The sequence below is a fragment of the Zafaria sp. Z1313 genome, assembly GCF_050563205.1.
In the GTDB taxonomy this organism is placed as follows: Bacteria; Actinomycetota; Actinomycetes; order Actinomycetales; family Micrococcaceae; genus JAZDCJ01.
Genome location: NZ_JBNWUK010000004.1, coordinates 197073 through 209814 on the forward strand (window position 1 = coordinate 197073; position 12742 = coordinate 209814).

At 67.1% G+C, this 12742-nt stretch carries 14 protein-coding genes and 1 pseudogene; 10 read left to right on the plus strand and 5 right to left on the minus strand.

Annotated elements, in window-relative coordinates; genetic code table 11:
* Positions 1–117 precede the first annotated feature (117 nt).
* Complete coding sequence (locus tag ACQ3I4_RS06700) at positions 118–858, minus strand: class II aldolase/adducin family protein (RefSeq protein WP_430633156.1); 741 nt, start codon at positions 856–858, stop codon at positions 118–120.
* Positions 859–1024: 166 nt separating this feature from the next.
* Between ACQ3I4_RS06700 and ACQ3I4_RS06705 the strand changes: the two genes are divergently transcribed.
* From ACQ3I4_RS06705 to ACQ3I4_RS06725, 5 genes are all read left to right on the plus strand, one after another.
* A complete protein-coding gene (locus ACQ3I4_RS06705; protein WP_430633157.1) occupies positions 1025–1351 on the plus strand; it encodes a 2Fe-2S iron-sulfur cluster-binding protein in 327 nt (108 codons plus the stop codon).
* 70 nt (positions 1352–1421) lie between these two features.
* Positions 1422–2669, plus strand: a complete 1248-nt coding sequence (locus ACQ3I4_RS06710; RefSeq protein WP_430633158.1) for a Rieske 2Fe-2S domain-containing protein — start codon at positions 1422–1424, stop codon at positions 2667–2669.
* 47 nt (positions 2670–2716) lie between these two features.
* Positions 2717–3154, plus strand: a complete 438-nt coding sequence (locus tag ACQ3I4_RS06715; RefSeq protein WP_430633159.1) for a hypothetical protein — start codon at positions 2717–2719, stop codon at positions 3152–3154.
* Positions 3151–3963, plus strand: a complete 813-nt coding sequence (locus ACQ3I4_RS06720) for a 3-methyl-2-oxobutanoate hydroxymethyltransferase (RefSeq protein WP_430633160.1) — start codon at positions 3151–3153, stop codon at positions 3961–3963. The genes ACQ3I4_RS06715 and ACQ3I4_RS06720 overlap by 4 nt, the downstream gene beginning before the upstream one ends.
* Positions 3964–3981: 18 nt before the next feature.
* Positions 3982–4830, plus strand: coding sequence for an alpha/beta fold hydrolase (locus tag ACQ3I4_RS06725; protein WP_430633161.1), 849 nt, complete (start codon positions 3982–3984; stop codon positions 4828–4830).
* Positions 4831–4855: 25 nt separating this feature from the next.
* Here ACQ3I4_RS06725 and ACQ3I4_RS06730 read toward each other — a convergent pair whose 3' ends face one another.
* Positions 4856–5320 carry an RpiB/LacA/LacB family sugar-phosphate isomerase gene (locus ACQ3I4_RS06730; protein WP_430633162.1) on the minus strand — a complete coding sequence of 155 codons (465 nt, stop codon included), beginning with the start codon at positions 5318–5320 and terminating at the stop codon, positions 4856–4858.
* Complete coding sequence (locus tag ACQ3I4_RS06735; protein WP_430633163.1) at positions 5320–6249, minus strand: hypothetical protein; 930 nt, start codon at positions 6247–6249, stop codon at positions 5320–5322. Before ACQ3I4_RS06735 ends, ACQ3I4_RS06730 begins: the two co-directional genes overlap by 1 nt.
* An 87-nt stretch (positions 6250–6336) precedes the next feature.
* Here ACQ3I4_RS06735 and ACQ3I4_RS06740 point away from each other — a divergent pair, with 87 nt between their 5' ends.
* From ACQ3I4_RS06740 to ACQ3I4_RS06755, 4 genes are read left to right on the plus strand one after another with little or no spacing between them, the layout of a single operon-like run.
* Positions 6337–7500, plus strand: coding sequence for a zinc-dependent alcohol dehydrogenase (locus ACQ3I4_RS06740; RefSeq protein ID WP_430633164.1), 1164 nt, complete (start codon positions 6337–6339; stop codon positions 7498–7500).
* Positions 7500–8207 (plus strand): 4-carboxy-4-hydroxy-2-oxoadipate aldolase/oxaloacetate decarboxylase, encoded by a 708-nt coding sequence (locus ACQ3I4_RS06745; RefSeq protein WP_430633165.1) that lies wholly within the window; start codon positions 7500–7502, stop codon positions 8205–8207. Before ACQ3I4_RS06740 ends, ACQ3I4_RS06745 begins: the two co-directional genes overlap by 1 nt.
* On the plus strand, positions 8204–9211 hold the full coding sequence (locus tag ACQ3I4_RS06750; protein WP_430633166.1) for an amidohydrolase family protein: 1008 nt from the start codon (positions 8204–8206) through the stop codon (positions 9209–9211). Before ACQ3I4_RS06745 ends, ACQ3I4_RS06750 begins: the two co-directional genes overlap by 4 nt.
* Positions 9211–10212, plus strand: coding sequence for a hypothetical protein (locus ACQ3I4_RS06755; protein WP_430633167.1), 1002 nt, complete (start codon positions 9211–9213; stop codon positions 10210–10212). Before ACQ3I4_RS06750 ends, ACQ3I4_RS06755 begins: the two co-directional genes overlap by 1 nt.
* Positions 10213–10260: 48 nt before the next feature.
* Here ACQ3I4_RS06755 and ACQ3I4_RS06760 read toward each other — a convergent pair whose 3' ends face one another.
* Positions 10261–11517: an NAD(P)/FAD-dependent oxidoreductase gene (locus tag ACQ3I4_RS06760; RefSeq protein WP_430633168.1), complete on the minus strand. Its 1257-nt coding sequence runs from the start codon at positions 11515–11517 to the stop codon at positions 10261–10263.
* A 48-nt stretch (positions 11518–11565) separates the two neighbouring features.
* Positions 11566–12234: a FadR/GntR family transcriptional regulator gene (locus ACQ3I4_RS06765; RefSeq protein WP_430633169.1), complete on the minus strand. Its 669-nt coding sequence runs from the start codon at positions 12232–12234 to the stop codon at positions 11566–11568.
* Between the two features lie 379 nt (positions 12235–12613).
* Here ACQ3I4_RS06765 and ACQ3I4_RS06770 point away from each other — a divergent pair.
* A pseudogene (locus ACQ3I4_RS06770) lies at positions 12614–12742 on the plus strand (IS256 family transposase); the annotation flags it as partial.

Sequence of the window (12742 nt, forward strand, 5' to 3'; positions counted from 1 at the left end):
GCCGCCAACGCCCGATTCTCTCCATGGGAGTGGCGCTTCGACGGGGTCGGCCTATGGAACGGGCGACCACCAACCGCGTGCACGCTGAGCTAACAGTCGCAGCCTAGTCGACAGATTTCAGCAGGGAGCCACAAAACCGCCGTGGATTCGCGCCATTTCATGTCGCCAGGCCGTGCTCGTGTTAAAGCTATTGCCCAGGTCCGGTAGTTCGGCCATGTCCTCCCCGGAAAGATCGCTAAGCGTGCCGCCGGCGGAGAGGATGTCCAGCGAAAGACCGGCGATTGTGTCGACGCTGATCGCCTGGAGTACGGCCTGCTCCACGGTGGGTGCCACGCTGGTGATGCCATGCGCCCTCAGTACGAGGACCGGATAGTCGCCCAAAGCGGTGAGCATCTCGGCCGCGAGTGCGTGATTACGTACGAGCACGCCCCGCGGGTACACGGGCACGCCCGCCGCCGCCAGGCGGGTGCCGGGGATGTCGAATGCGCCGACGATCGGCCTGATTCGGATGCCCGCGAGGTCGGCAGCGACGATGCGTGAAGGATGTGCGTGCACAACCGCCGCGATGTCATCGCGGGCACTTAGGGCCGCTGTATGCAGCGGCAGCTCGTTGGGCACGTGCCAGCCGTCCAGTTCTCCTGGTCCAGCCGCGGTTCCGTCGAATCTGATGAGGCGGATGTCCTCGGCTTCAGTGAATCCGAGGCCTCGTTCTCGAGGGCCTCGGCAACGCACAAGCAGGCTCTCGTCGTCGATGCGCAGGCTGACGTGTCCGAGAATCCCGTCGGCGAGGCCGCGGTGTGCAAGCACCCGGCACGCGTTAGCGATGAGTGCGCGTTCTTCACCGAATTTGCCGGTCATGCTCTTTCCTTTGCGGTCGTTGGATGTGGTCGGTCTGCACGGGGTGAGCGGTCCGGATTAGCCGGATGATCGGTGTGCAGCCATTGGTGTCCCTTGAGTGTCCCTTGACACACCTGTAGCCTACGGTAGATTGGTCTGGCCATTAGTTAGATCGGAGGAGCCCAAAGTGCCCAAGGTTGTGTACATCGGGAGCGGCGATGCCGCGCACGTAGTCGAAGCGACGGTTGGTGAAAGCGTGATGAGTGCGGCAGTGCGCTCTGGCGTTCCCGGCATCGTCGGCGAATGTGGAGGGCAGCTGTCCTGTGCCACTTGCCATGTTTGGGTCAAAGACGAGTTCCGCGGGCGTGTCGGTGGCCCGAGTGAGCTGGAGGCCGACCTTCTCGACCTCGGGGTGTCGGACTTCACGGACGCGAGCCGTCTTGGCTGCCAGATCACCATCACCGAAGAGCTTGACGAACTCGTCGTCGAGCCACGCCCTGAAGCATGGCACTGAAAGAAGAGGGATAGAGATGTTGCGTCCAGACATAAACGACCTGCTCACGCAGACCGGCCCGGGGACCCCGATGGGTGAACTGTTCAGGCGCTACTGGCAGCCGGTCCTGCATACGGATGAGCTGCCCGAGGACGGATGCCCGCCCGTGCGGGTCAAGATCCTATCTGAGCGGCTCATCGCCGTTCGTACACCTGAGGGCAGCTACGGACTCATGGACGAGTTCTGCGCACACCGCGGCGTGTCGATGTTCTTCGGTCGAGTTGAGGACGGAGGCATCCGCTGCCCGTACCACGGCTGGAAGTACAACGCCGAAGGACAGGCGATCGAGGTGCCCAGCGAACTCAACAATTCCGAGTTCTGCAAGAACGTCAAGCTCCGCTCCTACCCGCTTGTTAAGGTGGGCGATCTTCTGTGGGCCTACCTGGGGGACCCCCAGAAGCAGCCCCCGCTTCCGACGTGGGAGTTCGCGACCGTGCCGTCGGGACAGACCTTTACGTCGAAGCGCTTCCAAGAGAGCAACTGGCTCCAGGCGCTCGAGGGCGGGATCGACTCCAGCCACGTGACGTGGCTGCACGGCGGTGGTCCGACGGGCGCTGGGCTTGAAGCCGACCCGCTCTTCGCTGGCGCGAAGGGGAACCAGTACAACAAGGGCGACCTCAAGCCCTTCTTCGAAGTCGTCGAGAACGAGGGCGGACTGCTGATCGGCGCACGCCGCAACGCGGAAGAGGGCCACTACTACTGGCGGGTCACCCCCTGGGTGCTGCCCAACTTCACGATGGTTCCGCCGCGTGGCGACCACCCCGTGCACGGCCACTTCTGGGTGCCGATCGACGACGAGAACTGCTGGGCCTGGAGCTTCGACTACCACCCCACGCGCGAGCTCACCGAAGCTGAGGTGTCAGCGATGGAGGCGGGCGCGGGCGTGCACAGCAAGAACATCCCCGGAACGTACCGCCCGGAGGCCAACAAGGACAACGACTACCTGATCGATCGCGACAAGCAGAAGACCGGGGAGTTGTTCTCGGGCGTCGAGGGCATCGCCATCCAGGATTCCTCGCTGCAGGAGAGCATGGGGCCGATCGTCGACCGCACCAAGGAGCGCCTCGTCGCGACGGACGCGGGAATCATCAAGGCCCGCCAGAAGCTGCGCCGGGCCGCCGAGGCGTTGCGCGACCACGGCACCGAGCCGGTGGGCAACGCGCCCGAGCACCAGAACATCCGTTCCGTGGCGATCGTGCTCCCGGCCGACCAGCCGTTCGTCGAAGGGATCGGGGACGGGTTCGAGGCACGCGTGGGCGTGCGTCAGACCTCGGTGTGATCATGGCTAAACCAATCTCGGTCAGCGCCTGCGCTCGAGCGGCCACGATGGAAGAGGCCGCCTACCGTATCGACTATCCACTGGCATACGCCCGCTCGACCCGTGTGGTCGCATTCGATGAGATCGCGGAGGAAACCGTCCGGTCGGTCTCCGGCGGTCCTTGGGGCCAGGCTCAGTTCTATACGGCGTCCGACTCCGGTGGGGAGCTCATCACGCTGGAGGGCCAGCGGCGCCCGATGCTCCTGGAGATCGACCAGTCCGACTCTGTCGTCATGGTCGCGACGAATTCCGTCGTCTCGGCGGCGGCCGCCGCCGTGGGGGCAGCGTGTCGCGAGCGGTCGATCATGACGGCGGGGCTTCTCCTGCTTGACGCGGGCCCCCTCGGGGGCGAGGCGCTGAGCGCGCTCCGTCCGTATGCCCGCATCCTCTTGGTTCCCGCGGATAAGGACGACCTCTTCGAGCTATTGAGGGCGATCAGGGCATGAGAACAATCCCTCAGCTCCAGGCAATGAAACAGGCGGGCGAGAAGTCCGTTTGTTTCGTCTGCTGGGATTACCAGATGGCGCGAATAGCCGACCGCGTTGGCGCCGACATCGTCTCGGTCGGCGACACGGTTGGCGTCAACATGTGGGGGCAGCCGAATCCGCTGGAGGTCACGTTCGACGAGCTGCTCGTGGTCGCGAAGGCGGTACGCCGCGGCGTGAAGAACGCCCTTCTGAGTTGCGACTTCCCCTTTGGCCCGCTGCAGTTGGGCGGCGCTCTGGACGCGGCCGTCCGACTGGTGAAGGAGGCGGGGGTCGACCTCGTCAAGCTCGACGGCGCGGCCGATTTCCCGGAGGAGGTCGAAGCGCTCACGCGAGCGGGTATCCCGGTCTTCGCGCAGTTTGGGATCACACCGCAGACCTCGTTGAAGTACGGGCTCGACTACTCGAGCGCTCACACTGTCCAAGTTCCGGAGGAGATGACCGCGGAGCTCGTCGCCGAGGCCAAGCGGTTGGAGGCCGCCGGTGCCGTGCTGCTGAACTTCACGAATTCCGGTCCGGTCGTGGGGCCCGCCGTGGCCCAGGCGGTCTCGATCCCCGTGCTCGGCGGTTTCGGCGGAGGGCCGTGGCTGGACGGCAGGATCCGCATGGCCACCGCCGCGCTTGGCTACAACGAGAAATGGCTGGATGCCGAGCCCGACACGTACGCGAATATCGCCCGCATCGCTTACGACGGGCTTGCCGCCTGCGCAGAGGACGTCCGCGCAGGACGCCAGATCCGTGGCGGCATCAAGAACCCGGGCGCGAGTTGACGAAACGAAGGAGAGGGCATGCCTGTTGTTGAGTTGGGCGGAATCCGCACCCGCTACGAGCTGGTCGGCGACGGTCCGCCGATCCTGATGTTCAGCCCGGGCGGCTTCGACTCGAGTCTGGAGAACTGGACCACGTTCGGACGCTACAAAGAGTTGGGATTCATCGACGCCCTTTCGCGGCAGTACACCTGCGTCGTGTTCGATCGGCGCGAGTCGGGCCGGTCCGGTGGCCGCCTCGAACGGCTGTCGTGGCCGAAGTACGTCGACCAGGCGGCCGGCCTGATCGACCATCTCGGACTCGACAAGGTGCACACCATGGGCGGGTGCGTCGGATGTTCGTCCGCCGCCCTGCTTGCGGTTGCACATCCAGAGCGCGTACGCAGCATGGTGCTGTTCTCGCCGGCTGGAGGGGTGACCTACCGGGCGGCCCAGCACATGCGCTTCACGCAGCATCTCGGGTTCGCCCTGGAACACGGCTTGCGGGCCGTGGTCGAGCACGCGCAGTCCACCACGGCGGGGTTCAGCAAAGATCCCCGGGTCGGCCCCTGGGCCGCGGTGCTCCGCACGGACGAGGGATTCGCCGAGCGGTACGCTGCCACGAGCCTCGAGCGGTACCGAACCCTCGTTTCTGGATCTGCGCGGATGCTGTTCGACCGCGACACCGTTCCGGGACCGGAGCCGGAGGACCTCCAGCTGCTGGAAGTCCCCGCGCTCGTTGTGCCCGGGGAGGACCTCTCGCACACCCGATCGGCCGCGCGCTACTTCGAGGAGTGCCTGCCGCAGGCCGAGTACTGGGATGTGCCGGTTGTCGAGCAGACGCCCGAAGCGTCGACGGCCCGCGTGCGCGAGTTCCTCTCGCGGCACTGAGGCAGGCGGCCTCGGGGAGGAGTGCTCACTCCTCCCCGAGGCCGTTTTCCATGCGCGCAATCTGCGCGACCCGTTCGGCGTGGACTCCGCCCTTGAACGGCGTCGCAAGCCAGCGGTCGAGAAGCGCGAGCGCAGTCTCGTCGTCGACGACCTTCGTGCCGATCACCATCACGTTGGCGTTGTTGTTGCCGCGCGATATATCGACGGAGAACTCGGACCACACGAGACCCGCCCGGATCCCACGCACCTTGTTGCAGGCGATGACCTCGCCCTGGCCGCTGCCACCGACGATGATCCCGATGTCGGCCTCGCCCCGGGCGACCATGCGGCCGACCGCGGCGCACAACGGCGGATAGTCCACGGTTGCGCCGCGCCTCGGCGCCAGGTCTGAGACATGGTGCCCCCTGGCGCCCAAGACGGCCACGATGCGGTCGATGAGCCGCACCCCGTGGTGGTCTCCTGCGATGGCGATGTGCGCGAGGCCCGGCATCAGCCCTGGAGCTTCCGCGTGTCTTCGGCGAAGAGGTCCTCGATCGCCGGACGGGTGCGGATGATGTGCTGGCTCATCGCATGGTCGATGAGAGCCTCGAGCGTCGCCCGATTTTCTTCGATGCCGTAGGGCAGGGGGTCCGATCCCGTGATCTGCATGACCCGCGACAGGATCTGATCCTGCCGGCTGTCTCCGGGACCAGAGCGCAGGCCCTCGATGTAGCGCATCTTCGCTTCGGTGAAATCGGTGAACAGAGTCGAGGCCAGACCGGCGTGCTGCGCGAGCAGCTCGTCGCGCACGACGACGAGGTGGTTGATGGGGAACACGCCGCGTTGACGGAGCACCTCGGCCGCCGCGTCGTCGGGGTCCGGGATCTGTGGGACCACGTCGGGGTGCGTGATGCCGGCGCCGACGACGGCGTCGAGTTCGCCGGCCAAGAGCATCTCCTCGAGCGATGCCCCCTGGGGTGCGCGGAGGACGTTCCCCGGAGGCGTATACGCCGCCACGTGCTCGTCGCCCGAGCACACCCAGGTGACCGAATCAAGATCGAGCCCGGCCTCGGCCAGTGCCGCGCGGCCCCATACCCCCGTCGTCACCGTGTAGCCACGGTTCACACCGACGCGCCCGCCGGCCAGCTCGGCGACGGGCCGGCCGCTGTTCTTGCGCAGGACCTGGGTGGCGCCGTGGTGGAAATCGCGCACGAGGAAGATCGGCAGCGCAGTGAACGCGACGCCATGCTCCCTTGCGGTCAGGTAGGTGGTCAGGGCCATCTCGGCGACATCGAATTCAAGACCGCGCACCATCTTCCGGAAACCCCTCACCAGGACGGGTTCGTCGACGAAGTCCAGACGGGTGCCGGACGACGAAACGGCGCCCTGTATCAAGGCGCGGTTAGCGCCCTGGGGGCGGGTGAGTATCGACAGGTGCATGGGTCCTCCGCGTCATCGAAAGGTCTATGAGTTGGATGCTAGTCTTGGTCTTACCATTCTGCCAATCTCCAGCCCAAGGACGTGCCCATGATTGATTCAGTGCTCGCCGCCGTGCGCACAGCACCGGAGGTGACCGAGATGCGCGAGTTCCCCAAGCCGCGCATCGATGCCGATTCGGCCCTGCTCCAGGTCGAGGTGGCCGGCATCTGCGGCACCGACGCGAAGCTGTACTTCTCGCCTCCCGATACCCCCTCGACGCAGGGGCCCGTCATCATGGGGCACGAGAACGTCGGCGTGATCGTCGAGGCAGGGGAACGGTTCAAGATCAGGCACGGGCTCACCGAGGGAGACCGGGTCTTCGTGGAGCACTACGTGGCCTGCCACAACTGCGAATGGTGCCGCATCGGCGAGTACCGCCACTGCGAAGCGACCGACTGGCGCACGAACCCCGACGCGCGCCGGTTCGGCTACACGTCCTCCGACATGCCCGGCACCCTGTGGGGTGGATTCGCCGAGTACATGTATCTGCCATGGAATGCCGTGCTCCACAAGGTCCCCCAGACGATGTCGGCCGAGCTGGCGGGATTGATCATGCCGCTGTCCAACGGCATCGAATGGGCGCTGCTCACCGCGGGCATCGGCTACAACGACACCGTGCTCATCCAAGGTCCCGGCCAGCAGGGGCTCTCGCAGGTCGTGGCGGCGAAGCAGGCCGGCGCCTCGCGGATCATCGTTTCGGGCACCACCCGCGACAGGGAGCGGCTGAACCTCGCGCTCGAGCTCGGGGCCGATGACGTCATCGACATCCTGGTGGAGGATCCGCGCGAAAAGGTCATGGACCTGACCGAGGGGCGCGGGGTCGACTACGTGCTGGACTGCACGTCACGAGCCGGCACGGCGCCCTTGCTGCTCGGGGTCGACGTCCTCACGCGACGCGAGGGCACGCTGCTGGTGCAGGGCGAGCTGGCCGCATTCCCGGACTTCCCGTTGAAGAAGATCACCGAGAAGTCGATCACGATCAAATCGGCCCGTGGCCATTCCTACCGCGCCTGCGAACTCGCCGTCGCGCAGATCGCATCGGGGCGGTTCCCGCTCGAGAAGCTCGCTACGCACAGGTACGGCATCGACCAGGTCGACCACGCGATCCGGGTGCTCGCCGGCCAGACCGACGAAGACGCGATCCACATCTCCATGATGCCCGAGATGATCGGCCAGTCCGGCGGGCGGACGAGCGCGAAGGCGGCAAACTGATGGCGGGCCTCGTCGTGACGGGCACGCCCCGCGCGCCCATCGACCTCCTCGACGCGCTGGCCGGGTACGGCGTCGCCACCGTGCACGAGGCACAGGGGCGCGACGGACTGCTCGCATCCCCGATCGCCCCGGTCCAGAGCGGAACACGCGTCGCCGGGTCGGCCGTGACGGCAACGGTCGCCCCCGGCGACAACACGACCATCGCCGTGGCGGTGGAGCAGTGCCAGCAGGGCGACCTGCTCGTCGTCACTCCGACGGCGCCATGCGACATGGGCTATTTCGGCGACCTGCTCGCCACCTCGCTGAAGGCGCGGGGCGTGCGGGGCCTGGTCATCGACGCCGGCGTGCGTGACATCGCAGACCTGCAGGCGATGGGCTTCCCGGTGTGGTCGCGGCATGTCTGCGCGGAGGGCACGACGAAAGGCAACCTCGGGGACGTCAACGTGCCGATCTCCATAGCTGGCCAGATCGTCAATCCCGGAGACGCGGTACTCGCCGACGACGACGGCGTCGTGGTCGTGCCGCGCACGCGCCTCGCCGAGGTGCTGGACGCCGCGCGGGAACGCGAAGAGAAGGAAGAACTCTCCCGGGCACGGTACCTGGCGGGCGAAATCGCGCTCGACGTCAACAACATGCGCCCGATGATCGAGGCTGCGGGGATCCGGTACGTCGACTACCGGACGTGGAAGGAAGGACTGGGATCGTGATCATCGACGTCCACGGGCACTACACGACAGAACCCGAGCCGCTCCACCGGTTCCGCTCGGCGCAGCTCCGGGGGGAAGCGCCGAGCGCGGCAGCCCTCAACGGCCAGGTCTCGGACGAGGAAATCCGCGAGAGCGTCGAAGAGCACCAAATCCGGGTCCTGCGCGAGCGCGGCGGGGACCTCATGCTCTTCTCGCCCCGCGCCTCCGGGATGGCACACCATGAACCAGATGCCGGTATCGCGAATGCGTGGGCGCAGGCGTCGAACGACATGGTCCACCGTGTCAGCCAGTTGTTCCCCGCCCACTTCGCCCCTGTCGCACAGCTGCCCCAAACACCGGAGGGCAACCTCGAAGGCGTACTCGCGGAATTGAAACGCACCGTGGAGGGGCTCGGGTTCGTGGGGGCCAACCTCAACCCAGATCCCTCTGGGACCTGGGCGGGCGTGCCGTTGACGGACCCCTCGTGGTTCCCGATCTACGAGGCCGCCGAGGACCTCGGGGTGCCCCTCATGGTGCACGTCTCGACGGCGTGCAACCCGAACTTCCACACGCTCGGCGCGCACTACCTCAACGCCGACACGAGCGTCTTCATGCAGTTGCTGCCGTCGGATCTGTTCACGCGGTTCCCTGGCCTCAAGCTCGTCATACCCCATGGCGGCGGAGCGGTTCCCTACCACTGGGGGCGCTACCGCGGACTTGCGATGCGCCACGGCTGGCAGGATCCCTCCGAGCTCCTGCGCAACGTGTTCTTCGATACGGCGGTATACCACCAGCCCGGATACGACCTCCTCGTGGACCTGATCCCGGCATCGAACGTGCTCTTCGCCTCGGAGATGCTCGGGGCCGTGCGCGGCGCCGACCCCGAAACCGGCGTGGAGTGGGATGACACGCTCGCGTACCTGCGCTCTTCTCAGCGATCGCAGGCCGATTGGGATGCGATCACGCACGGAAACGCGCTGCGCGTCTATCCGCGGCTGGCCGTGCGCCTGGCGGGGAGCAGTTGATGGGCCGCCTGCAGCTGACCTTCGCGTGTGGCGACTACGACCGCACCCGGGGGATCGAGGACGGCAGCGTGGCCGTCGACGGCATCGACCTCACCTACCTGCGCCTGCCCGTGGAGGAGACCTTCTTCCGCATGGCCCGCCACCGCGAGTTCGACGCGGCGGAGATGTCGCTGTCGACCTACGTCTCGACGCTCAACGCCCTCGATAGGGGAGACCAACCGCCGTTCGTCGCACTACCGGTCTACACCTCCCGCCAGTTCCGCCACGGAGGGATGTTCGTCAACGTCGACGCGGGGATCGAGAAGCCCTCCGACCTGCGCGGCAAGCGGATCGGCATGCCCGAGGTGCAGCTGACCGCGTGCGTGTGGCAGCGAGGGATCCTCGCCGACCACCACGGCCTTCCGCTGGACGGGTCGACGTTCTTCACCGGCGGCCAGGAGAGGCCCGGACGCATCGAGAAGGGCGAGGTGGATGTGCCGTTCGACGTCCAGCCGATCCCCGGGGACCGCACGCTGTCCGAGATGCTCGCCGCCGGCGACCTCGACGCGATCCTGTCGCCGCGGATCCCGAGCACGTTCCGGGGATCGGGGGGGCCGATCGCCCGGCTCTTCCCCGACACCAAGGAGGCGGAGCAGGCGTATTTCCGGGAAACGGGGATCTTCCCGATCATGCACGTCGTGGTGTTGCGCCGGGAGTTGTACGAGCGCCACCGCTGGGTGGCGCAATCACTGACGAAGGCGATGACAGAGGCGAAGGCGCAGGCGGCGGCGCGCATCTACGACTCCTCGGCGCTGCGGTTCATGGAGCCATGGTTGACGCTGCATCTGGAGGCGGCGCGCAACCTCCTGGGCGAAGACTACTGGTCCTATGGGCTGGGTGGCGCCGACCGAGGGGTGCTTGCCACGTTCCTGCGCTACCACCACGAGCAGGGCCTGTCCGCGGCGCGCAGGGACCCAGAGGACCTGTTCGCCCCCGAGTCGCTGGAGTCCTTCGTCATCTGACGTGTTCCGGCCGGGGCGCACGGAAGGCGCTCCGGCCGGACCACGTCGTCACGCCGTGAGGTGGGCCTTCAGCGGGATGCCCGTGTCGCGCGCAGCTTCCGGCGGGATGTTGCCGCCCGTCTCGAGAATGCGCCTGGCGGCCATGTAGTCGCGCGGGGCGTTGACCGACTCGATCGATGCGAGCTGGCCATCGCGGTAGTAGAGCGCGGAGAAGCGCTCGCTGTCCGGGTCGCCCCGGAGGACCACTTGGTCGTAGCCCATCGTGAGGCCGGCCATTTGGAGCTTGAGGTCGGCTTGATCCGACCAGAACCACGGCACCGCCGTGGCGGCCGGTTCCCGGTCCAGCAAGGCGGCCGCCGCGGCCTTGGCCTGCGCGATGGCGTTGGGGACCGACTCGAGCCGGACAGGGCCGTGGACCGGGTGGGTGCTCACCGCGCAGTCGCCTGCAGCGACGATGCCAGGGATGCGTGTGCGCCCGAAGGCGTCGACTTCGATGCCACGGTCGTTGGCCAGCCCCAGCGACGCGGCGAGCTCCGTGTGGGCTACCAGGCCGATGCCGACGACCACGGCATCGGCGTCGATCACGCGGCCATCGGCGAGCTCGACGCCGTTCACCCGGTCGGTTCCCCGGAAGCCGGACACCGCGGCATCCAAGACGATGCGTGTTCCCCTGCGCTGGTGGGCCTCTGCGTAGAAGCGGGACATCTCGGGGGCGACGGCTCGTGCCATGAGGCGATCCTGTGCCTCCAGAACGGTGACGTCCTTTCCGCTGGCGGTGGCCGCCGCGGCGATCTCGAGACCCACGAAGCCGCCGCCGACGACGACCACGCGGGAGGCGTCGTCGAGGGAGCCCTTCAACGCGAGAGCATCGTCGATGGTGCGCAGATAGTGGATCCCCGCGAGCTCGGCACCGTTCACCCGCATCCGGCGCGGTGTGCCGCCAACGGTGAACGCGAGGCGGTCGAAAGCAATCGTCCGGCCGCTGCGAGTCACTGCCGTGCCCGGTGCGGCGGCATCGTCGTCGAGCGCGACCGAATCGACCCACTCGCCGCAGATGAGCGTGATGTCGTTTGCCGCGTAGTAGTCGGGGCCGCGGAGCGCCAACTCGTGCTCTGCGGCCTTGCCGCTGAGGAAGGCCTTAGAGAGCGGGGGGCGCTGGTAGGGCGGCCGGGTCTCCCCGCCGATCACGGTGATCGGTGACGTGTCGCCCAGCTCGCGCAGGCTGGTGGCGAGTTGCAGGCCGGCCTGGCCGGCGCCGATGATCAGGGTGCGCGCGGACATGCGCGAGGTTGCGATGTGGTCCATGGTCCTCCTTCAAGGGTATGACCATTAGACCACAACGCGTGTCCGCGCTCACTTCTCCGCGACGCGTTGCGCCGTCCGCTCCAAGTGCTGGGCGAGGATCGTCTGCGCGCGCGGGAGGTCTCCGTCCGCAATGGCGTCCACGAGCTCGCCGTGTTCCTCGGTGCCCTTGAGGCCCATGTGGGGGGCGACCGTCTTCGCCGCCCGGAGGGAGGAGATCAGCGGGCCGTGGAAGCTGTGCATCAGTGCTTCGATGGCCGGGTTGTGCGTGCAGGCCGCGAGCCGCACGTGGAACGCGGCCGACATGTCCATGGAATGGGCGCCATCGGCCCTCGCGTCGGCCACGAGCCCTCGGAGCGCGGCGATGTCTTCCGGCGTAGCCCGTTCGATGACGAGCGGAAGGATCCCGAGCTCGAACACCTGGCGCGCCTCCGTCGCTGCACTCGCGGTGATGGGCGAGAGCGTCAGGAGGTGCGCGAGGTTGTCCCCCACGATCTCCGGCGAGGGGGAGGTCAAGAAGGACCCGCCGCGGGCCCCGAGGTTCACCCGGATCAGTCCGGTCGCCTCCAGGACGCGGAGCGCCTCGCGGACCGTCACGCGACTGACGCCCAGCTGCTGGCAAAGTTCGCGTTCGTTGGGGAGGCGGTCGCCCGGCTTCAGCTCGCCGTCCCTGATCAGCTGCTTAATCTGTTCGACGATGACGTGATAGGCGCGGTCCACGCTCACCTGGTTGAAAAGCTGTAGGGGTGTCGACTTAGCGGGGGTTGCGGACAACGCCGTCTCCTGTCGTTCAGGTGCGCCGGGGTCAGCCCGACGCACAGGTTGGGCGCCGGCGGCTGCCACGCCCCAGGCGGGGGGCACACCCCTGATGATACCGGCCTGTTGACGAAAGGCTCAAAGGTGGTATGGTCATGCCATTCAACTTATGAGTTCGATCACACTGGTGTGCTCGGATGAGGGCCCGCCCTCGGCCGGAGCCCGTGGATCAAGACGACGTGAAGGGCTTTCGATGGTGTCAGCGACACGAGGGAGTGTCAGACGAACGGTGTATCTGGTCCTGGCCTGACCGAAAGGAAAGGCGATGACCGATGTCATCGAGATGATTGATCCTGTGACGGGAGAGATCATCGATCAGCAGCAGATCGCGGAGCAGCTGCTCGCGGAAGCGAAGGAGAAGGGCGTCAGCCTGGTCGGCCCGGACGGGCTGCTCGCCGGGCTAACGAAGCGG